Genomic DNA, 21,712 nt, shown 5'->3' on the forward strand with positions numbered 1-21,712 from the left:
CGCGGGAGAGAGCGATGTCCGAGACCATCAACTCCGTCTTTTTCGGCTGGTATCCTTATTTCTGCCTGACGATTTTTCTGCTTGGCAGCCTCGTCCGTTTCGATCGCGAGCAGTACACGTGGAAGACAGGCTCGTCGCAGCTTCTGCGCAAGCGCCAGCTGCGCTGGGGCTCGAACCTGTTTCACGTCGGTATCCTGACGATTTTCGGCGGGCATTTCGTCGGCCTGCTGACGCCGATCTGGGTTTTCGATTTTCTCGGCGTCAGTCATAGTTTCAAGCAAGGCCTCGCCATTACTGCCGGCGGCATCGCAGGCATTGCCTGCTTCATCGGCATCACGCTTCTCGCTCATCGCCGCTTGTTCGATCCGCGCATTCGCGCGACGTCGAGCTTCAGCGATACCGCGATCCTGCTGATCCTCTGGGTACAGCTCTCGCTCGGTCTGTCGACGATCTTCGTTTCGCTCGAGCACATGGACGGCCACGAGATGGTGAAGTTCATGGATTGGGCGCAGGGCATCCTGACGCTCCAGCCGTCCGCCGCGCAGTACGTCGCCGACGTGCACCCGATCTTCAAGGCGCACCTCTTTTTGGGCATGACGATCTTTCTTCTATTCCCCTTCACGCGATTGGTTCACGCCTGGAGCGCTCCTGTCTGGTACCTCGGACGCCCCGGCTATCAAGTCGTCCGTACGCGTCTGAAGCGCAAAAGACCGTCGTTGCTGCAGCCGATGCGTGCACGTGTTGCAGGCCGTCCGGGGGAGTAGGTCATGACAACGCTCGTCATCAATCACGGCGCCGGAAAATCGCCCCCCGCAGGAGCGGCCAAGACGCCGCGGCCTGCGGAGCCGCTTGCGATGCCTGAGGTCAGCGTCAACGGTGTCGTGATCGCGCCCAAGGCGATCGCGGCCGAGGTGCAGAACTTTCCGTCGCGCAATCCAGGGGAGGGATGGCTTGCCGCAGCTCGCGCGCTCGTCATTCGCGAGTTGCTGCTTCAGGAGGCGCGACAGCTCGATATCGCGGCGGAGCGAAAGACCGACGCGGACAGTCGAGAGGAAACCGTTGACGATGCGCTGGTGCGCGGTCTGATCGAGCGGGAGGTTCGCGTTCCGGTGGCCGACGAGGCGACGTCGCGCCGTTTCTACGAGAACAATCTTCGCCGCTTCGCGACGCCGCCGCTTTACGAGGTCGACCATATTCTCGTCGGCGCGCGCCAGGATGACAGCGCATCCTTCGCCGCCGCCCGCGAGAGGGCGGCGTCCATCGCGGCCGTGCTCGCGGCTGAGCCGGACCAGTTCGCCAATCTTGCGCGCGCATGGTCGGCCTGCCCATCGGCGACGGTCGGAGGCAGTCTCGGCCAGATCGCTCCCGGCGATACGACGGAAGAATTCGAGGCTGCTCTCGTGTCGCTTGCGCCGGGGGAAATCTCGGCGCCGGTGGAAACGCGCTACGGCGTTCACGTCATCCGGCTCTGCCGCCGTATCGAGGGAAGAACGTTGCCGTTCGACGCCATGCGCGAGCGGATCGAAGCCTATCTCGACGATCACGTGCGCCGGCAAGCGACCGCGCAATACATAGCGCTCTTGATCGGGCGAGCGGACATCCGCGGTATTCCGCTCGACGGCGCAAATTCTCCGCTGGTGCAGTGAGGTCCCCGTGCTCGGCAAGCTGATCGACTCTCTGGATGATCCCGCCGTGGCGATGAAACTTGTCGCGGCTCTTGGCGACCCTGCGCTCGAGACGCGCCTGGCGACCGCTGCCGACGCCGAGGGGCGGCCTGTCGCGGACATCGTTGCGACGACCGTCCGGAACTTCCTCAATGCAGCTTCGGACGATCACTGGGTGCAGCTCATGAGCATTATGAATCGCGCCAAGGACCCGGGACTTGCGGCGGTTCGCGCGATCCTATCGAGCGAGCTTCCGGAGCTTGCGGCATAAGCCATCGAGCGGCGTCCGTTTTGCACTTCGTCGCGGCTGCGTCATGCCCCGTTGCAGCGCTGGTCTAATCATGTATTAAATATGCATGTTTAGGCTGGCTGCGCCTCCCGTGCGCTCGAAGGATGTTTTCTCATGCGGACGATCACGATTTTTTCGTCGTTATGCCTCGCCGTAGTCCTTGCGGCCTGCGGTGTAATGTGGGGTTTCGGCGTCTTTTCCGACGTTAGCGTCGGCGCCACGATCGGCACGATCGTCGGCATCCTGCTCGCAACGATGATCGGGACTGCGTTGATGGCGCTCGCCGTCTACAGCAGCCAGAGCGGGCATGACGAAGCGATCTTCCGGGTCGAGAAAGAACCGGACACGCCGCCGAATTCCCGGTGATTGCGGGATTGAGTGCGACGACATCAAGACACGCTGGGCGAGTATTTGGGCTCAAGTATTGCCGGTTTTCCAAGAAGAGGGAACCGAATCTCCGTGACTCCGTTTTCCACGATTGATGTTCGTGGAGGAAAGCCATGTCGACGCGTGAAGGTGATCCGCGCCTTCCAGACCGGGACAAGACTTGGAGGCGCTTGCCGCTGATTGCGGCGGCCGTCGCTCTTCTGGCGGTTGTGCTCATGGGCTATAACTTCGGTTATCAGCCGAGCCATTCGGAAAAATACGGCACGGTGACGGAAACCGAAGCTGCCGACGGTGTCAGGCCGAGCCTTGCTCCGGATGCGGGTAGCGAGCCGACGCAAACGCCGGAAACCGTCGCGTCAGATCCCTGAGGGGTCAGAGATCTCCAACGTTTGAGCTGATGGCGAATGCTAACGCCGACGTAGTCATTCCGAAATTTCGCCGTCCGGCTGATTGAGAAAGATCAGTACGGCGACTGCCGTTATGTAAAATCGGAACGCCGTTTCCTGACCGTTCCAGATTTTCGACTCCCACATCGCGAACCATTCGCCGCCGACGACGGTAAATCCGAAGAACCAGATCAGAAACGCGAGCGCGCCCCCGGCAATGGCGTAACTCTTCTCGCGATTAAAGTCGGCGGCCGGGGCGTTGCGCACGCGGAGCAGCCGGATCGCTCCGGCCACGAAAAGAAGACCGGCAAAACCTTCCGCGACAATGATTGCGGCGTAGGCGGCCTGCCAGGCGACCGGGTTTGTGATTGCGCGATACTTGAGACCGTTCTCAGGGAATGTCGTGTCCATGCTCAGCACGTGCTGCACGAATGTGTAGTTCGTGCCAGGGTCGAAGACGTTGTCGAACGCGACCAGCAAACAAAAGAGTCCGAGGACGAAACACATCGTCACCTTGGTGAGGCGCGTGATCAGCATCGATTGGCTCCCGACAAGCACATGGCGCGGTTCGTCCGGTGGTTTGGGGGTTACCCCCTGGATCGTGTTGAAAGATCGCCGGAGTTGGCGCTACCGGACTTCACGACTATATATGCCCTGCTACGGTGTGGCAGGGGTAGCCGCGATTCGTCAGGGGGCCAGGGGTGGTTAAATCTATTCTTATGATTGCGACGGCTTTGGCCGTATTGCTTCCGGTGTCTGCCCAGGCCGCGAAACGGCGGTCGGTTGCGCCTCCCAATCCGACCATCATCCGAAACCCGCCAAGCCTGAGCGCGCCGAGAGGCCCCGATGTGCCGACGACCTCGTCGACGACGTCGATGTATCCCAAGCCCATTACGCGGGAGTACGATCCGCTCTTTCGCAATCCGACAGCCCGAAATCCGAACCTCGTTCGCTGACGGTCTGCAGGCTAAAGCAGAAAGCAATCCAAGATTTAAGCGATCAAGAAACCGGACCGGGTAGGGCTTTTTCCGCCGCTGCCTGCATCGCAGCTTCGTTTCGGCGCAGATATAGGAAGATTGCGACAACCGCGGCAGCGGCAAGGATCATCGTGATCAATCCGAGCGGCCCGCGTATCGCATGAATCCCTCGGCCGAGAGTATAGGCGGCGACGGCGACCACTGTTGCCCAGAGGATGGCGCCGGCGGCATTCGCCATCAGGAAGCGGGGCCACGGCATCCGATTGGTGCCGGCTAGAAAGGCCGCCAGGAAACGTAGAACGGCAATAAAACGGCCGATAAAGACAACCTTGCCGCCGTACCGCATGAATAGATATTGCCCGAGCTTGATGCGCTCTGGCGTTACGCCGATTTTCGATCCGTAACGCTGCAACAATCTGGTGCCGAATTGGCGTCCGATGACGTAGCCCAGGTTGTCGCCGATGATGGCTCCGGCCGCTGCACTCAGGATCACGGCCGCCAAGCTGCCGTCACGGCTGCCCGCGTAGCCTGCTCCGATGATCAGAATTGTCTCTCCGGGCAACGGAAGCCCCATGCTTTCGAGCCCGACGAACAATGCGATCGCCCAATAGCCGTAATCGGCAATGAATTGGTGAAGGTCGAGGTTCGAAAAAAGCGACATGCTGCTCCTTGCCGAAATCAGCCCGCCTGGCCCGGCGGATCGTCGGTGGCGCCCGGCACGTTCTCAAGAGAAATTTCTGCGCTGGCACGTGTGCGGTTGCAAAGTCCTTTTTGAGGGTCGGGATTGGCTGGGAACAATAACCCCGAAGCCTCTAGCTCTTTATTTCGTCGTGCTTCTTACCGGAAAACCGGTTCCCACTTTTCCGGAAGCACTCTAGAGAAGGGCCTGCTTACGCCGATACGGGCGTGTCGCTGTTCTTGCCGCGCCAGCGGGAAAGCCTGAGCTTCAGCTTTTCGAGCAGCAGGTAAATGACCGGCGTCGTGTAAAGCGTCAGCACCTGCGAGACGACGAGTCCGCCGATGATCGTAATGCCGAGCGGCCGGCGGATTTCGGAACCCGGACCGATGGCGATCGCCAGCGGGATTGCGCCAAGCAGGGCTGCGAGCGTCGTCATCAGGATCGGCCGGAAGCGTTGCAGACAGGCTTCGTAGATCGACTCCTGCGGTGACAACCCACGTTCGCGCTCGGCGCTGAGCGCGAAGTCGACAAGCATGATGCCGTTCTTCTTGACGATGCCGATGAGCAGGATAACGCCGATCAGGGCGATGACCGAGAGATCCATTTTGGCGGTCTGGAGCGCGAGGAGCGCGCCAAGTCCGGCCGATGGCAGCGTTGAGATGATCGTCAGCGGATGCGCGAGGCTTTCGTAGAGCACGCCGAGCACGATGTAGATGGCGACGAGCGCGGCAACGATCAGCAAGGTTTGCATGCGCGCCTGTTCCGCGAACGCTTTCGCGTCGCCGGCCGGCTCTCCGCGGATCGACTCCGGCATATGCAATTCGGCGAGCGCCTGTTCGATGGCGTGCAGGCTCGTGTCCATGCTGACGCCGGGCCGCAGGCTATAGTTGATCGTGACAGAGGGAAACGGGCCTTGGTGATTGATGACGAGCGGAGCGGTACCGCGTTCAATCGTCAGAAGCGTCGAAAGCGGAATGAGTGTGCCGCTGGCGCTCGGGACGTAGATGCGATCGAGGTCGCGCGGATCTCGCTGGAGTTTCGGATCGACCTCGATGATGACCTTGTATTGGTTGCGGTCGCCGTAGATCGTTGAAAACTGGCGCTGCGAAAAGGCGTTCTCGAGCGCCGTGTCGATATCGGCGATCGAGACGTTGAGTTTGGATGCCGTGTCGCGATTGATGATGGCGTTGAGCTGAAGCCCGCCCTGTTCGCGATCTGAGCTGACGTCGACGACGCCGGGAACGGCGCGGACAGCCGCGACAGCTTTGCCGACCCAATCGTAGAGCTTATCGTCGTAGGACCAGAGCGTGTACTGATAATCGGCTTTTCCCTGCCGTGCGCCGGTGCGAATATCACGCGATGGCATCAGCCGCGTCGCCAATCCGACGATTTCTCCAAGCGGCTTGCGAAGGCGGTCGATCACCTCCGCAGTCGCAACATTGTCGCGCTCGCCAAGGGGTTTCAATCCAATGAACATGCGGCCCTGATTGAGGGTCGGATTGAAGCCGCCGCCGCCCATCGATGAGCCGACGCTTTCGACGGCCGGATCCGCGAGAATGATTTTTAGCGCACGATCCTGAAGCTTGCTCATGTTTGCGAACGACGTATCTGCATTGGCTTCCGTCGCGGCCAGGATGAGGCCGGTATCGTCATCGGGCAGATAGCCCTTGGGCAAAATCCGATAGAGGTGGATCGTCAACGCGATGGTCGCGACGAACACGGCTAGCATGATAGCCTGATGGCGGAGCGCAATCCGAAGCGTGAACGCATAGGCTTTGACGACGAGCGCAAGAGCGCCTTCGAACAGCCGGTCGGCCAGATATTTGCGATGATCGGCGCCGTCCCTGATGAAATGCGCGCAGATCATTGGCGTGACCGTCAACGACACGATCGCTGAAATGATGATGGAGAACATCAGCGTCATCGCGAACTCGTGCAGCAACCGCCCGGCGATGCCCGTCATGAACAACACGGGAATGAACGCCGCGACCAGCGAAACGGAAATCGAGATGACCGTGAAACCGATCTGACGCGCGCCTTCGAGCGAGGCCCGCATCGGCTTCATTCCGCGCTCCATGTTGCGATAGACGTTCTCGATCATGACGATGGCGTCGTCGACGACGAAGCCGACCGCGACGGCGAACGCCATCAGCGTCAAATTGTTGATCGAGTAGCCGGCCGCCCACATCGCGGCGCATGTGCCGGCAAGCGACAGCGGCACGGTGATGCCGGCGGCGATCGTCGGTGTCGAGCGCCTCAGAAAGATGAAGACGACCGACATCACGAGCAGGATCGTAATGGCGAGCGTCATCTGCATATCTTCGACGGATGCACGGATGGTCCCGGTCCGATCCGACAGAACCGAAATCGTTATGCCGGCCGGAATCCACTGCTTGAGTTGCGGCAGGAGAGCTTTGACCCGGTCCACGGTGTCGATGACGTTGGCTTCCGGCGTCTTGGTGATGATCAGGAGAACGGCGGGTTTGTTGTTGAACTGCGCGGACGACAGGCGGTTGCGCGTCGCAAGGACGACCTTGGCCACATCGCCGACACGCACGATGTCGCCGTTTGGCAAGTTCTTCACGACGATGTTCTTGTAGTCATCAGGATCGAGCAGCTGCGGATTGCTGGCGAGGATGATGCTTTGCGTGCCGCCGTCGATCGAGCCGATGGGAGACAGATCGTTCGCGGCCTCGATCGCCAGGCGAACCTGCTCGAAGCTGACGCCCATCGCAGCCGTCAGAACCGGGTCGACCTGGACGCGGGTCGCGGGCTGATCGGCGCCGCTGACGGAAACGTCCGCGACGCCGTCGACCTGCGAGATGCGCTGTCCGATGATCGTATCGGCGGTGTCGTAGATGTCGCTCGTCGTCATCGTGTCGGAAGTCAGCGCCAGGATCAGGATCGGCGAACCCGACGGATTGTATTTGCGGAACGTCGGGACCTGGGGCAGGTCGCCCGGAAGATCGGCGGTCGCGGCATTGAGGGCAGCCTGTACGTCGCGGCCCGCGCCATCGGCGCTGCGGGAGAGTTCAAACTGCAGCGTGATGCTGCTCGTGCCGAGCGCGCTCGACGATGTCATTTCGGTGACGCCGGCGATTTCGCCGAGGCGGCGCTCGAGCGGCGCCGCGACGCTCGCGGCCATCGTCGCGGGATCGGCGCCGGGGCGCGTGACGCTGACCCGTATGGTCGGGAACTCCATCGACGGCATGCTGGCCACGGGCAGGAACGTGTAGGCCATCACGCCGGCTAGGAAGAGGCCGACGGCGAGGAGCGCTGTCCCGATCGGCCGTTCGATAAAGATGCGCGAGACGTTCATGGCGTTACTCGGCTGCTTCCTCGAAGCCGCGGCGCGGCTGTTTCTCAATGCCGGTATCGTCGTCCGCAGCGGGTTGCGTTGCTTGGGTGTAGCGTCTTCCCGTAAGCCGTGCGCGGAGGCGTTCCATCGCAAGGTAAATGACGGGCGTGGTGTAGAGGGTCAGAAGCTGGCTCAGCAGAAGCCCGCCGACAATCGTGATGCCGAGCGGGTTGCGAAGCTCCGATCCCGTGCCGCTTTCCACCGCCAGCGGCAACGCGCCGAGAAGTGCTGCAAGCGTCGTCATCATGATCGGACGGAAGCGCAAAAGCGCGGCTTCCATGATGGAATCTTCTGGGGACATGCCGCGCGTGCGTTCGGCGTCGAGTGCGAAGTCGATCATCATGATGGCGTTCTTCTTGACGATGCCCATCAGCAGGATGATGCCGATCAGCGCGACGAACGACAGGTCTTTTCCCGTCAGTTCCAACGCCAATGCCGCGCCGATGCCAGCGGACGGCAGCGTCGTCAAAATCGTGAAGGGATGGATCAGGCTTTCGTAGAGCACGCCGAGGACGATGTAGATCGTGACGATGGCGGCGAGTATGAGCCAGGGTTGACCCTGCAGAGATTTCGAGAATTCGGCGGCGTCGCCGTAGAACGTGCCGTTGACGGTTGCCGGAAGGCTGATCTCCTGCTTCGCCGTATCGATGGCGTGCAAGGCATCGCTCAAGGATGCCTTGGGAGCCAGATTGAAACTGAGCGTGGTCGCGGGGAACTGATCCTGATGGCTGATGGCGAGCGGCGCGGTCTCATACGTCATGGCGGCGACCGTGGTCAGCAGCACCTGCGTTCCGGTCGTGCTCGACGGAACATAGAGACGGTTCAATCGTGACGGGTCGCTGCGGTATTCGGGCGCCGCTTCGAGCACCACGCGATACTGGTTCGACTGCTCGTAGATGGTCGAGACTTGACGCTGACCGAAGGCATTGCTCAAGGCATTGTTGATGGCAGCCATCGTGACGCCGAGACGGCCGGCGAGGACGCGATCAACCGTGATCTTGGCGACCAGGCCGCCGTCGACCTCTTCCGAGGTGACGTCGCGCAGATAGGGCGACGCCTTGAGCGCGTTCGCCAAGCGCTTCGACCATTCCGCAACCTCGTCGGCATCCGTGCTGACAAGCGTATACTGATAGCGCGCACGGCTGCTCTGCGTGGAAATCTGCACGTCCTGCACGGGCTGGAAATGGACGATCGTGCCGGCGACGGTTCGCACTTCATGCTTCAGGCGCTGGATCACCTCCGTCACATTGGCTTCACGTTCTGCACGCGGCCGCAGCAGAATTTTGAGATTGCCGACGTTTTGCGTCGCGTTCGCCTGTCCTATGCCGACGATCGAGGCGACGCCCGAAACATCGGGGTCGCGGGCGACAATTTGCGCAACGTCGTTTTGCAACCGTGATATTTCGTTGAACGAAATCTGCGGTCCGCCTTCGACGACGGCCGTGATCGCGCCGGTATCCTGATCGGGAAGGAAGCCCTTCGGCATGATGATGTAGAGCCAGATCGTCATGACGACCGTCAGGAACGCTACAAACAGCGTTGCCGTCTGATGGCGCAGCACGAATTCCAGCGAGCGTTTATAGCCCTGGATCACGCGATCCATGAAGTCGCCGAACAGACGGCCGAGACGTGTGCCGCCTTCGTCGTGACCGGCTTTGAGAAGACGCGAGCACATCATCGGCGTCAGCGTCAGCGATACGATTGCCGAGACGACGACCGCGATCGTCAGCGTCAGCGCGAACTCGCGGAACATGCGTCCGACGAGCCCGGTCATGAACAGCAGCGGAATGAACACCGCGATCAGCGACAACGTCAGCGAGATGACCGTAAAGCCGATCTCGCGCGCGCCTTCGAGCGCCGCCTTCATCGGCTTCTCGCCCTTTTCGAGATGGCGCACGACGTTCTCGATCATCACGATCGCGTCGTCGACGACGAAGCCGGTGCCGATCGTCAAAGCCATGAGCGACAGGTTGTCAACGCTGAAGCCGCAGAAATACATCACGCCGAACGTGGCGATGAGAGATACCGGAAGCGCGACGCCGGCAATGAGGGTGGCGCGAAGCGAGCGCAGGAACAGCAGCACGACCATCACAACGAGTCCGACGCTCAAAACCAGCGTGAACTGCACGTCGTGGACGGATGCGCGGATCGTTCCCGTGCGGTCGCTGACGATCTGGAGATTGACCCCGGCGGGCATGGTTCGTTCGACGCGCGGCAGCTCGTTCTTGATGCGGGCAACCGTATCGATGACATTGGCGCCGGGCTGGCGCAGGATATCGACGATGACGGCGGGCTTGCCCTGATACCAGCCCCCGACGCGCGTGTTCTCGAGGCCGTCACTGACCTTTGCGACGTCCTTTATGCGCACTGGTGCGTCGTTGCGATAGGCAATGATGACGTCGTTATAGGCCTTGGCGTTCGAGATCTGATCGTTCGCCGCGATCATGAACGACTGCTTGTCGCCATCGAGCGAGCCTTTTGGCCCGGCGACGTTGGCGGAGCTGATCGCGGTGCTGAGATCGGCCATGCTGAGGCCGTAGCTCGCCAGCCGCCTGATGTCGGCTTCGACGCGAACCGCCGGCTTGATGCCGCCTTCGATCGAGACATGGCCGACGCCCGACACCGAGCTCAGGCGCTGCGCCAATAATGTGTCGGCGAGATCGGAAAGAGAACGGAGCGACAGGGTGTCGGATGTCAGCGCCAGGGTGACGATCGGCGTATCGGCCGGATTGACCTTGGAATAGACAGGCGGGTAGGGCAGGTTTTTCGGCAGCGTCGAGCCGGCGGCATTGATCGCTGCCTGCACGTCCTGTGCCGCCGAGTCGATGTCTCGATCCAGATTGAATTGCAGCGTGATGCGGCTGAGGCCGAATGAGCTCGTCGACGACATGGTCGAGAGCGATTGGATCTGGCCGAACTGCCGCTCAAGCGAGGCGGTGATGAGGGTGGACATCGTCTCGGGGCTGGCGCCCGGAAGCTCGGTCGTCACCTCGACAGTCGGAAAATCGACCTGCGGCAGCGACGAGATCGGCAGCGAAAGATAGCCGAGGATGCCGCCGAGGATTGTCGCCAGCGCCAACAGGGTTGTCGCGATGGGCCGCTCGATGAAGGGCCGCGAAACACTCATGGGGATGTGCCGCTGTCCTTACCGGCGCCGTTCGACCGCTGCGCCTGCCGGGCGTCGGGCTTTGCGTTGTCCACCGTTCGCGTAGGCTCTGTGTTGGAACCCGTGATGAGCGGCGCGCCGGCCGTTGCGGCTGACGACTGCTGACGCTCGTTGGCGATGCGGGCGGCTTTCCCGCCCTGGCGATGATGTTGCTTCGCAGGCCCGTCGACGTCGGCCGGCGGTGTCTTGCCGTCGCTGATCGAGACGCTGGCTCCGTCCTTGAGGCGGCCGAAGCCGCTGACGATCAGCGTATCGCCGGATTTGACGCCGTCCGCGATGATCGCCTGCTTTTCATCCTGGCGCGAAATCTTGACCGCCCGCATCAAGACGGTCTTGTCGGCCTGCACGACGTAGACATAATCGCCGTCGGGCCCGCGCTGAATGGCTTCCGTCGGCGCGACGACGACATTCTTGAGTGTGTCGACAAGCACGCGCACGTTGACGAACTGCCCGGGCCAGAGCTGCCGCCGGTCGTTCGGGAAATTGGCTTTGAGACGGATCGTGCCCGTCTGCTGGTCGACCCGGTTGTCGATCACTTCCAGGAGGCCTGAATCAAGTTCGACCTGGCCGTTGGTCGACAATGCCTGCGCCGTCAATTTTCCGGAAGCGCCGGTCAGTGCCGGAAGGTCCTGCTGCGGCAGCGTAAACACGACGGAAATGGGTTGAATCTCGGTGATGACGACGATGCCACCCGCGTCGCCCGCGTGAACGAGGTTGCCTTGATCGACCAGCCGGATGCCGGTGCGCCCGTCGAACGGCGCGACGATCGTCGTATAGCCGACGATCGCGGTCGCGTTCTCGATCGCGGCGGTATCGGATTTGATCTGCGCTTCCTGCTGCTGCGCCAGCGCCTTCTGCGTGTCGATCTGCTGCTGCGAAATCGCGAGCGTGCCAACTTTCTGGTAGCGTTCGAGATCGCGTTTCGTGTTGGCGAGCAAGGCTTCGTCGAGCGCTTTCTTGGCGACGGCCTGGTCGAGCTGGGCCTGATAGGTGACAGGGTCGATCTTGGCGAGCACGTCGCCGCGCTTGACGTCCTGGCCTTCCTTGAAGTTGACGCTAAGGAGGATGCCGTCGACCTGCGCCCGCACCGTCGCCATGTTCAGCGCCCGCACCGAGCCGACGCCTTCGAGGTAGATCGGCACGTCGGCGGTTTCAGCACTTTTGGCGATGACGGCAACGGGGCCTCCGCCGCCGCCGTCGCGGCCAAACCGCGCCTTGGCAGGTCCGCCCGGCGTGCCGCTCTGCATCACGTAATAGACGCCGCCGCCGATGGCGCCGATGACGAGAAGCGTAAAGATTGACCGCAATAGCCTCATTCGTGTTCGTTTCCAGGTTGGCCGGCCTGCCGGCTGGCAAAGTCGTCGTGCGTATAAGGGCGGGATGCACAGGCATGCGCGTCGCCGGACCCTGGACCAGGAAACGCGGATTCAAGGTAAATCCGTTGCGCCGCCGGCTCATAAGCCGCCGGCCCGTTCGTCGACACGTTGATTTGCTGCCCGCCGCCTATAATTGGCTGGCATTATTACTCCAGTTCGTCCGCCAAATGGCAAATACAAGACGCCCGTGGTTCAATCTGCTGGTGTGCGGAGCCCATGATGCTCGCGCTTCGGAAGCCGGCGGCGAGGCGGTCGTAACTTCCATTTTTTTAAGTATTTGAAATTTATATAATAATTTCATCCGGGAGATGCCGGCGTTTAGTGCTCCTATGTGCCAAATCATTAAGGCAGGCCGTTTATCATAGGCGCATTGCCGAAGCTGCCGAGGCCCGATGCTCCGTGTCCTAACTGTCGCTCGCTGGGAGAGTTTGACCCGCGTGCATCGCGACCAACTAGCAAGCCTGGCGCGTGCGACTCCGGCGGCGATGGTCGGCTACGCATTAAACATCGTTATCGCGGTTGTCGCATTTCGTGGCCTTGTGCCCGGCGTCGAGCTTGCCGCGTGGGCCATCGTTTCCCTCGCGATTTGTTCGTTGATCGGCGTTCGCTGCGTCACTAGGGTGCTGCGAAAGCGGCAAGCTTCGGCGCGGGAGTCTGGCTCGCCTTTGCGCGACGCCAGATGGGCGTTGCTGTTCGGCGTTCTCTTGGGTCTGCCCTGGGCGGTCCTTGCGACGCGCTGGGCCGGGACGCTGCATGGCGACAGGGAACTGATCCTGATGGCGCTGGCCGTCGGCATGGCGGCAAGCGGCAGCATTCTTCTGGCGCCGGTTCCTGCCGTCGCGGTGCTCTATGCGACGACCATCCTTTTGCCCCTGATCTTGAAATGTATTTTCGTGCTCAGCCATCACGATGCGATCCTCGGCGCGCTGGCTTTGAGCTTCCTGGTGTTCTTGTACGGCCTGATTGTAACGAAGGGTCGCCTCTTTCTCGAGCGACTTGAGGCCGTTACCCGCCTGCAGGAGACGATTGCGGCCCTCAGCGAGGCGCGCGAGGAAACCGAACGCGTCGCGATGACGGATGGCTTGACCGGGATCGCCAATCGCCGCGCTTTCATGGCGCGATTGAATGCGTTGAACAATCGCTCCGGGGCAATGGCTTATAGCGTTTTCTACATTGACCTCGATCGCTTTAAATCCGTCAACGATGCGCTGGGGCACGCCGTCGGCGACGCGCTTTTGAAATCGGTTGCGGCGCGCATCTCGGGGCAGGTGCGCGAAGGCGATCTCGTCGCCCGTCTTGGCGGCGATGAATTCGCGATCGTCGCGCAGGACATTTGCGAACGGGCATTCGCGAGTTCGCTCGCGGAGCGGCTCGTGATGTCGCTAACGGAACCCTATGACCTCGAAGGGCAGAAGGTTCAGATCGGCGCGTGCGTCGGCGTGGCGCTGGCCTGCGAAAGCGGTGTCGGTGGCGAAATGCTGCTGACGCAGGCCGATCTCGCGATGTTTGCCGCGAAGGATGCGGGTCGCGGGATGTACTGCATTTTCGAAGCCGACATGCAGCGATCGGCCGAAGAGCACCGCGTCCTCGAACTTGGCCTCAGAGCTGCACTCGTCAACGACGGGTTCGAGCTTTTCTATCAACCGATCCGCAATCTCGAAACGAACGCGATTACGAGTTTCGAATGCCAGGTTCGCTGGCGTCATCCTCTGCGCGGATTGCTGACGCCGGCGCAATTTCTGGCGACGGCGATCGATATCGGCATCGCGGAAGATATCGGCAACTGGATTATCAAGGAGGCCTGCCGTCAGGCGGCGTCGTGGCCATCCGGCGTTCCTGTCGGCATCAACATGTCATCGATGCGGATAGGGGTCGAAAACATCGCGGCGTCGGTCGAGCGGGCCTTGAAGGATGCGGGACTTCCTGCGTCGCGCCTCGAGCTTGAAATGGAAGTCACGGAGGCGAGCCTGATGTCCGCCGACGCCGAGGTCATCGGATCTCTGCGGAGATTGAAGGAGATCGGCGTCTCGATCGCGCTCGACGATTTCGGAACCGGATATTCCTCGCTCGGCTATCTCGTGAAATTCCCATTCAACGGGATCAAGATCGACCGTTTGTTCGTGAGCCAGCTCGGGCATTCGGCACAAAGCGAGCTGATTGTGCGCTCGATCGCGGAACTCGCCCAGAGACTGAATTGCACCGTGGTCGCCGAAGGCATCGAAACCGACGATCAGCGCGTGCGCGTGCTCGCGCTCGACGTGCCATTCGGACAAGGCATGCTGCTCGGTGCTCCGCTATCGGCCGTCGAAACGGCCGTGCTGCTCATGAGCGAAGCTCCGGCAGTTCCGGCTCTTGCGCTGGCGCAAAGTGCCTGATGCTGGCGCGATAGATCAGGCCGCGCCTTTGGGGACGAACTTCAGCGCCACGCCGTTCATGCAATAGCGCAGGCCTGTCGGTTTCGGGCCATCGTTGAAGACGTGTCCGAGATGGCCGCCGCAGCGCCGGCAATGCACCTCCGTGCGCATCATCGCATACATGCTGTCTTCGGAGGTCGCGACGGCGTTCTCCAACGGCTGCCAGAAGCTCGGCCAGCCCGTGCCGCTGTGGAATTTTGTATCGGACGAATAGAGCGCCAGCGCGCAACCGGCGCAGACGTAGGTGCCCGCCGCTTCATTGGCGTCGAGCGGCGATGAGCCCGGGCGCTCGGTTCCCTGCTTGCGGAGGACGCGGAACTGCTCGGGATTCAGAATTTTCTTCCACTCCTCTTCCGTTCTGGTCACTTCGAATTTTTCGGGTGTTGTGCCGGCCTCGCTCGGCCGGGTGAGGGCAGACACGGCTTTGAAGCCGGCGAAGGCTCCGGCGAAGGTCAATCCCAGTTTGGAAAAATCACGGCGAGAGTACATGGCGTCTGTCCTTGATGCTCGCATTGTTGAGCCGCAGCGCTTTGCGCGTGCGCAAGAGGGAGTACGTCGCCGAAGCGCACTCCGTTTCAGCCCCGCCGAATATCGTTCACGCCAGATCGGTCATCTCGATGCGCCGGTCGACGATGATTTCGGATGGGCTCAGCCTGCATCCATAGCACAGCATCTCGACGCCCGCAGCGACTGCGGCTTGAAATGCCGTCGCGTAGGCCGGATCGAGATCGCTCGCGAGCCTGAAGGTTTCCGCGTCGCCGCGCTGAACGAGGAACACCATGACGGCGCGGTTACCCTGAGCCACCATGCTTGAGAGTTCGCGCAGATGCTTGGCGCCGCGCTCGGTTTTGCAATCGGGAAATTCGGCGAGGCCCGCCTGGCGCATCAGATGCACGTTCTTGATTTCGACATAGCAGGGGCGCGGGTCCTTGCTCTCCGACAGCAGAAGATCGATGCGGCTGTTCTCGTCGCCGTATCGTACTTCGCGGCGCAGCGAAGCATATCCGGCGAGCTCCGGGATGACCTTCAGTCCGATCGCTTCAGCGACGAGGGCATTCGGCTTTCCGGTATTGATGCCGACGAGGTGTGGGCCGGTTCCGAGATCGTTTTCGATCATTTCCCACGTATGGCGGTATTTGCGGGTCGGGCTGTCGCTTTCCGAAAGCCAGACCGTCGACCCCGGTGTCGTCAGGCCGAGCATCGAGCCGGTATTCGGGCATGTCGCCGTCACCGTGACGCCGCCTGCGGTCAGGACGTCGGCGAGAAAACGCTTGTAGCGCTGGATGAGTTTGCCGGGGATGAGGGGCGTTGCGAATTTCATGCCTCCGCGTATCCGCCGAATGTCGCGCGAGGGCAAGTGTTTCGGATGGAGCGGGGCGGTGCTAAGACGGGAGCGAAATGTTTCGAACGGGAGATGGCGTTGGGCGAAGAACGCGTAGTCACCGCGGCGGTTTTGATCATCGGCGACGAAATTCTGTCGGGCCGCACCAAGGACCGGAACGGCGGTGCGATCGCCGCGCACCTGACGAACATCGGCATCCGGCTCAAGGAGATGCGCGTCGTTCCCGACGATGAGGCCGAGATCTGTGCCGCCGTCAACGCACTTAGCGGGCGTTACGACTATCTTTTCACGACTGGCGGCATTGGGCCGACGCATGACGACATCACGGCTGACAGCATCGCAAAAGCCTGTGGTGTTGCGATCGATGTTGATCCGCGCGCCGAAAAACTGCTTGCTGAAAATTATGGGAAGCGCGGGCTTGCCTTGACGCCGTCGCGGCTCAGGATGGCGCGGATTCCGGCTGGGGCTTCGTTGATCGTCAATCCCGTGTCCGGCGCGCCGGGGTTTCGTATCGGCAATGTCATCGTGATGGCCGGCGTTCCGGAAATCATGCTGGCGATGCTGGAAGCGGTGACGCCCGATCTCGAAACCGGCGACAAGGTGCTGTCGGTCACGATCGCGGTCGACCGTCCGGAAAGCGAGATCGCCGACGTTTTTTCCGCGCATCAGCAACGCTATCGCGATGTGGCTATGGGGAGCTATCCGCGCTTGCGAGACGGAAAGCCGGTTGCGGATCTGGTATTGCGCTCGCCCGACGCCGACCGCTTGAGCGAAGCTGCTGCAACCTTGAAAGCAGCGCTGGGCGTTTGAGAAACGGTTCGGCGAACGTGATCCGCGAGATGTCCGCGCGTCAGTTCAGGGACAGCCGATCCCGGTCGTCCGGTTCAACCCTGAGCCGCGTCGCGTATTCCGGTTGCTCGACTTCGACGAAAAGCTCGTACTGGCTGTCCAGCGCATCGAGGAACGCGGCTGTCATGTCGAGAAGCGGTCCGAGCGCAATGCGTTTCGCGACCAGGAAGCTGTCGTCGATCGTGAGATCGGCGGCGCCGCGAACGTTGGCGGCGTCGGGTGCGATCAGCCCGCGGCTTCGGATATAGGAGACGAGATCATCGCCGGTCTCGAAATCCTCGGCCCGCGCGTCGCCGCACTCCGTCGCGGCGTCTTGCAGGATCGCCGTTCCGGACGCGAAGAGATTGCCGACCGCGCGAAAGCGATCGTCCACCTCGGCCAGCGAGAGCGCATGCGTGCGCGCCTTGAGCACACGCGCAATCAGCATCAGCTCAAGGCTGCGGACATCTTCCGCGATGCGACGCTGGTGCAACGGAAATTCGGCTGGCTCACCCGGTGCTTCGGCAAGGGCGCGCCAATCGTGACCGCGCGCAACGAGATCTTCACCGGCCGCCAGCGCACTGTCGAGATGATCGGCCAGAAGGTAGACGGACAACGGCGCGTGCGCGGCATATTTCGACATGGCCAACTTTCCGATTCTTGAAATTCGTTAGGCGGAAAGTGGACTGATTCGTGCGTCATGAACCAGCGGCATCGCAGGAGGTCATGCCCGTATGTGGAGAGATGAGGATAAGGTGTGGATGTATTGTCGGCTATCGCCGGAAACGCATCGCAGATTGTGATCCGCAGGCCGTTTCAGGGGCTGGCGGCGAGCCGCACGCGCAGTGGCTTTGGTGGCGCACCAACGATCTTTGTCGTCGCTTTTGCCGAGATGAAGGTATTGCCCACGTTGGGAGCGGCCGCAATCTGCCGCACTGGAGCTTTGCGCGGTGTTTTCGGCAATGGCTTATGCTTGCGCCGTGTTTTCAATCTTACGCGAATTTTGCGGGATCTCGACTCCTTGATGCGCTCGTCGAGAGGCGGCATGGCCTGACCGAGGCGGCGCGCGCGCAATCTCGTGCCGCGCAGCCGGATCGTTGTGGGGATGGCGACCGGGGTCGGTTCGAGGTCCGGCGAAAGCATCTCCGGCGACTCCGTCACGGCTTTCATGTTCGCAGCCAAGGGAAGCGTGGGTTCGACGACGCGTGCCACAATCGGTGCAGTGGGCGTCGCAACAGGAGCCGGCGGCAGCGTAGCTTTGACGTCGGGCGGCACGGTCAGCGTCCCGGACATCGTGATGGGGTCCGGCAGCCCCAGCCACCACGTTCCTAGGTTCCAGATGATGGCCGCGATCAGCAGCGCGAAGACCATCGCGAAGCCGGCGCCAGATCCGACTTGAAGGATGAGTTCAACCGGCAGCAACGAGATGATGCCGTAGGCGACGGCACCGCTTGAAAGCAGCACGCCGAGAAAATTGAAAAAGCCGGACCAGAGCACCGCGACATTGGCGGGCATCGAGTGCGTATAGATAACGGTTGCAACGGCGTTGGCCGTATCGTGGAAGCCGTTGACGAATTCGAAGCCGAGGGCGATGAGCAGCGCCACGCCCAAGAGAAGGAACGGCAGCAAGGTGGAAATCGGAGCGCCTGCCGCCTCGACGTCCTGGTAAAGGCTATAGGCCGTGTAGAAAAGACCACCAGCAAGCAAGCCCAGGAATACAAAGGCTGTTACCGGATTTGCTGGATGGTCGAGCTTCGGTCTGCCGCCTGCCACGTCGGCTAACGCCACGTCGGACATCGTGAGTTCCCCTATTTTAGGTGCTGACGCGGGGGAACTAGGCAGTCTCTATTACAGTGTTATGACAGCTGGCGCGTGCAAGCCTTTCCAAGCTTGCAACGCAGTCATGCTAACGGCCGGTCGCTGTCTTGTGGTCGCGCTTCACCCAGTCGCAAATTTCCTGTTTCGGCCCTCTTTTGCAACTGCGATCAGAGAGAACTTCATCACTCATAGCGTAGCGTTGAGCCGAACTCCCGGTGTTCGATGCGGCGAAGCCTGGCGTTGGCGCGCCGATAACGCTCGCGACCCATAACGCCAAGAGCGCCGGATAGGTTTGATTTCGATTCAGCATCGTCGTTTTTCCCTTCGAGACTAAAACCCGCGTGCCTCGCGAGTTATAGTTAACATATAATATAACAAATTTATCTAGTAAAGCTCTAAGAGCGGCGATGCTTGCGGTCGTGTGCAGAGCAGGAAGCTAAAAGATCTTCAGGTCGCGGCTGCGCCTGCTCCAATTTTTACGTGCCTGCAAAGAAATAAATTTCCGGAGCATTTGAATTTATCTTCTTTCTCTTTTCGAAGGCTGCGCACTAGCCTCTTTTATCGCGACGCAAAATGGCTATGCCAGCGGAGGGATTGAATATGAGACGTACACTGTCACTGCTTGCCGCAACCATCATCGGAGCGACTTTGGCGCAGACGTCCGCGCAAGCAGCGCCGTCGCTCGTCAAGCCCGGTGTTGAGAGCACCGTCGCCAAGACGACGTTCTTCGTGGATCGCAAGAAAGAGAAGCACGCGCACGCCGCGCGTAAACATAAGCATCATGTGCACAAGCATGCGCATCTGAAGAAAGCACCGTACAAGAAATCGAAGAAACACTAGCCGGACTTGAGCCGGGCGGGGGGCACGGCCCGGACTCGCGATCCTGCTATCCGCCGAGAGCAATTTCCGAATTGGGTCGGGAACGCTCTCGGCGGAGGTTTTTAGCGCTCAGGTTTAATCGGTGAACTGGCGCCCTGCTTTCCCGCCGACGTCTCACTGACTGCCAACATTCGTTCAGGCATTGTTGCTCCGTTATGTCGCGGGATGTCATCATCGTCATGGCCGCGCAGGCGGCCATCCACGACGTGTCGTGGGGCGGTCGCAGATACGGACTTTTCAGGAAATTGGGAGCGCCCGGGACGCTGCCTGCGAACGTCTCCCCGTCGCGTGGATGGCCGCCTGCGCGGCCATGACGGGAGTGAGGTTCAATTGTTCGGCAAAGCAGCAGGCCGCGACTGGGACCCTATCCATGCGAACGCGGACATTGATGTTTTTGTTGGCTGCGACGTCGGGCGCTAGCTTCGCCAAGCCTGTACGTCGGACGTCAGAACGCGCCGGTGCGGATTGTTGGTTTCGATCAGCGCGAGCTTCGCGGCGCGCAGGAATTTCTTTAATTGCTTCTCTCGTGCGATGGCGTCCGGCATCGTTTCGAAATGCTCGTAGTGCACGAGTATGTGCACGCCGTATCGCTTCGTGAAGCCGTCCGCCAAGTCCTGCTGGTGAATGGACACGCGCGCCGCGAGATCGCCGGTGACGCCGATGTACAGCGTCCCATTGCGACCGCTCGCGAGGATATAGACTGCTGGCCTAACGATGCGCATTTCCGCTCCCCCCGTCATTCTCGCGCAAGGGACCCGCGTTGGCGGCCGGCTCCGCGTAGCGGAGTCGCCAACGCCAACAAAAGAGAGCGCAAAATTAAACAAGGCGCTTCGATGGAAGCGTCTTGCAAGAATTACGGACGGCTGCGCCGAGCCTCATGCTGGTTCCCGAACGCGCATCGCATGCGCTCACGCGTCCGAGGATGACGGCGTTTTACGTTTCTTCTTGATCATCTTCTTGATCGGTTCAACGAGTGGGGGGGGGGCAGTTTCTGTCGGTTGAGGTAGAGACATCTCCATCTGTGCCGTCTTGCGAGCTTCGAAATCGGTGCTTGGGAATATTGAGTGGAATTCAGTTTCCAGCCATTCTGTAAGCTGCAGGGATGCTTCGTAGCATTCCAAGAAATACTGAACATCGCACGGTATGGTGGATCCGACCGGTACTCTTGCGTGCGAGCCGGCTTTTCGGCGATAGGTTGGGTTAGCTATGCCGCGATTATGCATGAAAATATCGCGCGAGGCCTTTCCTTCAATATATCGGTGAAAAGCGGGGCACTCTAGGAGATTTACTCCTGTGATTGTTTCGAAAGTTTTCGCAAAATCGTGGGGTGACTCGTAGGAAATTTCGTTCAGGAGGCTGTCGACCGCGCGCTGGTGAATGTCGTCAATCGAGGCTGACTCCAGGACGATGTGAAGAGCGATCTGCTTTTTTGTTCCGATTTTCTTCGGGAATTTCAATACAATTACGCGCAAGAGGTCTTCGAGCATCGACTCAACGTGAATGACAAGTTGAGAAAGGCCGTTCACGGCTAGCTGGTGCACTGCAAGGAGACGATATTGTGTGAGAAGGTCTTCGCGAGTGTAAATTCGCTCGGTTGGAATTGTTGTTTTGTCTGGTCGGAGCCCAACAGGAAAGCTGATCGTTTTTGTTTGTGTTGCATTTGGAGACGTTAGCTCCTGTGCTGCGAGTTCGAAGGCCAAAAAAGTAAGTTGCGCCTGCTCTGCACGCTGAAACATTTCCGCTCGGGCGTCATCGATCACTCGATAAATTCGATTTCCAATATCTGCGCTCATTGAAAGCCTACGCACAAAAAGGGCGAGACCTTAGCCTCGCCCCCCGGTTTCAAATATCAAGAACACCCGCTCGTTGAGCCGCAGGTGTCGCACTTCAGGCAGGTGCCGTTGCGGACCATTGTGAAGTTGTAGCACTCGGTGCAGGCGACGCCTTCGTAGCCGCGGAGCTTGGCTTCCGTCGCGCGCTGCTTGAAGAGTTCCGACTTGCTCATCATCGCGGGCGCGACTGCGGGCACGGCAGGCGTGCGCAGTTCGATCGGTTGCTCGCCAAGCGCCAGTGCATTGGCGCCATGCGTCAGCGTCGAATCGATCGAGCGCGCTTCAACGTCGAAGCTCGACGTTGCGACGGTGCTCGA

General features: G+C 60.7%; 19 protein-coding genes and 1 pseudogene. 8 read left to right on the top strand and 12 right to left on the bottom strand.

Features of this window, described 5'->3' with window-relative positions:
• The first annotated feature begins 14 nt into the window (after positions 1-14).
• The 5 genes from narI (at position 15) to WC026_RS09400 (ending at position 2,708) form a co-directional block, all read left to right on the top strand.
• On the top strand, positions 15-764 hold the full coding sequence (narI, locus tag WC026_RS09380; RefSeq protein ID WP_372710630.1) for a respiratory nitrate reductase subunit gamma: 750 nt from the start codon (positions 15-17) through the stop codon (positions 762-764).
• A gap of 3 nt (positions 765-767) precedes the next feature.
• Positions 768-1,646: a peptidylprolyl isomerase gene (locus WC026_RS09385; RefSeq protein WP_372710631.1), complete on the top strand. Its 879-nt coding sequence runs from the start codon at positions 768-770 to the stop codon at positions 1,644-1,646.
• A 7-nt stretch (positions 1,647-1,653) separates the two neighbouring features.
• Positions 1,654-1,935, top strand: a complete 282-nt coding sequence (locus tag WC026_RS09390) for a hypothetical protein (RefSeq protein ID WP_372710632.1) — start codon at positions 1,654-1,656, stop codon at positions 1,933-1,935.
• A gap of 132 nt (positions 1,936-2,067) precedes the next feature.
• Positions 2,068-2,319: a hypothetical protein gene (locus tag WC026_RS09395; RefSeq protein ID WP_372710633.1), complete on the top strand. Its 252-nt coding sequence runs from the start codon at positions 2,068-2,070 to the stop codon at positions 2,317-2,319.
• Between the two features lie 134 nt (positions 2,320-2,453).
• Positions 2,454-2,708, top strand: a complete 255-nt coding sequence (locus WC026_RS09400; RefSeq protein WP_372710634.1) for a hypothetical protein — start codon at positions 2,454-2,456, stop codon at positions 2,706-2,708.
• A 54-nt stretch (positions 2,709-2,762) separates the two neighbouring features.
• Here WC026_RS09400 and WC026_RS09405 read toward each other — a convergent pair whose 3' ends face one another.
• The 5 genes from WC026_RS09405 to WC026_RS09425 form a co-directional block, all read right to left on the bottom strand.
• Positions 2,763-3,263, bottom strand: coding sequence for a DUF2165 family protein (locus WC026_RS09405; protein WP_372710635.1), 501 nt, complete (start codon positions 3,261-3,263; stop codon positions 2,763-2,765).
• Between the two features lie 462 nt (positions 3,264-3,725).
• Complete coding sequence (locus WC026_RS09410) at positions 3,726-4,364, bottom strand: DedA family protein (protein ID WP_372710637.1); 639 nt, start codon at positions 4,362-4,364, stop codon at positions 3,726-3,728.
• A gap of 229 nt (positions 4,365-4,593) precedes the next feature.
• Complete coding sequence (locus WC026_RS09415) at positions 4,594-7,701, bottom strand: efflux RND transporter permease subunit (protein WP_372710638.1); 3,108 nt, start codon at positions 7,699-7,701, stop codon at positions 4,594-4,596.
• Positions 7,702-7,705: 4 nt separating this feature from the next.
• Positions 7,706-10,867: an efflux RND transporter permease subunit gene (locus WC026_RS09420; RefSeq protein WP_372710640.1), complete on the bottom strand. Its 3,162-nt coding sequence runs from the start codon at positions 10,865-10,867 to the stop codon at positions 7,706-7,708.
• Entirely contained in the window at positions 10,864-12,222 is a 1,359-nt protein-coding gene (locus tag WC026_RS09425) for an efflux RND transporter periplasmic adaptor subunit (protein ID WP_372710641.1), read from the bottom strand. The genes WC026_RS09420 and WC026_RS09425 overlap by 4 nt, the downstream gene beginning before the upstream one ends.
• A 497-nt stretch (positions 12,223-12,719) precedes the next feature.
• On the opposite strand from WC026_RS09425, the gene WC026_RS09430 reads away from it, so the two are divergent.
• Entirely contained in the window at positions 12,720-14,657 is a 1,938-nt protein-coding gene (locus WC026_RS09430) for a putative bifunctional diguanylate cyclase/phosphodiesterase (RefSeq protein WP_372710642.1), read from the top strand.
• A gap of 15 nt (positions 14,658-14,672) precedes the next feature.
• Here WC026_RS09430 and msrB read toward each other — a convergent pair whose 3' ends face one another.
• Together msrB and sfsA are read right to left on the bottom strand one after the other, a co-directional pair.
• Entirely contained in the window at positions 14,673-15,185 is a 513-nt protein-coding gene (msrB, locus tag WC026_RS09435; RefSeq protein ID WP_372710643.1) for a peptide-methionine (R)-S-oxide reductase MsrB, read from the bottom strand.
• A gap of 106 nt (positions 15,186-15,291) precedes the next feature.
• Positions 15,292-16,017, bottom strand: a complete 726-nt coding sequence (gene sfsA / locus WC026_RS09440) for a DNA/RNA nuclease SfsA (RefSeq protein WP_372710644.1) — start codon at positions 16,015-16,017, stop codon at positions 15,292-15,294.
• A gap of 93 nt (positions 16,018-16,110) precedes the next feature.
• On the opposite strand from sfsA, the gene WC026_RS09445 reads away from it, so the two are divergent.
• Entirely contained in the window at positions 16,111-16,848 is a 738-nt protein-coding gene (locus tag WC026_RS09445) for a competence/damage-inducible protein A (RefSeq protein WP_372710645.1), read from the top strand.
• A 40-nt stretch (positions 16,849-16,888) separates the two neighbouring features.
• Here WC026_RS09445 and WC026_RS09450 read toward each other — a convergent pair whose 3' ends face one another.
• Entirely contained in the window at positions 16,889-17,509 is a 621-nt protein-coding gene (locus WC026_RS09450) for a hypothetical protein (protein ID WP_372710646.1), read from the bottom strand.
• A gap of 584 nt (positions 17,510-18,093) precedes the next feature.
• Positions 18,094-18,663, bottom strand: a pseudogene (locus WC026_RS09455) (inorganic phosphate transporter); the annotation flags it as partial.
• A gap of 621 nt (positions 18,664-19,284) precedes the next feature.
• Here WC026_RS09455 and WC026_RS09460 point away from each other — a divergent pair.
• Positions 19,285-19,524 carry a hypothetical protein gene (locus tag WC026_RS09460; RefSeq protein ID WP_372710647.1) on the top strand — a complete coding sequence of 80 codons (240 nt, stop codon included), beginning with the start codon at positions 19,285-19,287 and terminating at the stop codon, positions 19,522-19,524.
• Between the two features lie 455 nt (positions 19,525-19,979).
• Here WC026_RS09460 and WC026_RS09465 read toward each other — a convergent pair whose 3' ends face one another.
• From WC026_RS09465 to WC026_RS09475, 3 genes are all read right to left on the bottom strand, one after another.
• Positions 19,980-20,285: a GIY-YIG nuclease family protein gene (locus WC026_RS09465; protein WP_372710648.1), complete on the bottom strand. Its 306-nt coding sequence runs from the start codon at positions 20,283-20,285 to the stop codon at positions 19,980-19,982.
• Positions 20,286-20,471: 186 nt separating this feature from the next.
• The gene (locus WC026_RS09470) at positions 20,472-21,356 is read right to left on the bottom strand and encodes a hypothetical protein (protein WP_372710649.1); all 885 of its coding nucleotides are present in this window, start codon (positions 21,354-21,356) and stop codon (positions 20,472-20,474) included.
• Positions 21,357-21,412: 56 nt separating this feature from the next.
• Positions 21,413-21,712: hypothetical protein (locus tag WC026_RS09475; RefSeq protein ID WP_372710650.1), on the bottom strand; the 300-nt coding region annotated here is incomplete at its 5' end.

The sequence above is a fragment of the Hyphomicrobium sp. genome (assembly GCF_041674905.1).
GTDB lineage: Bacteria > Pseudomonadota > Alphaproteobacteria > Rhizobiales > Hyphomicrobiaceae > Hyphomicrobium_B.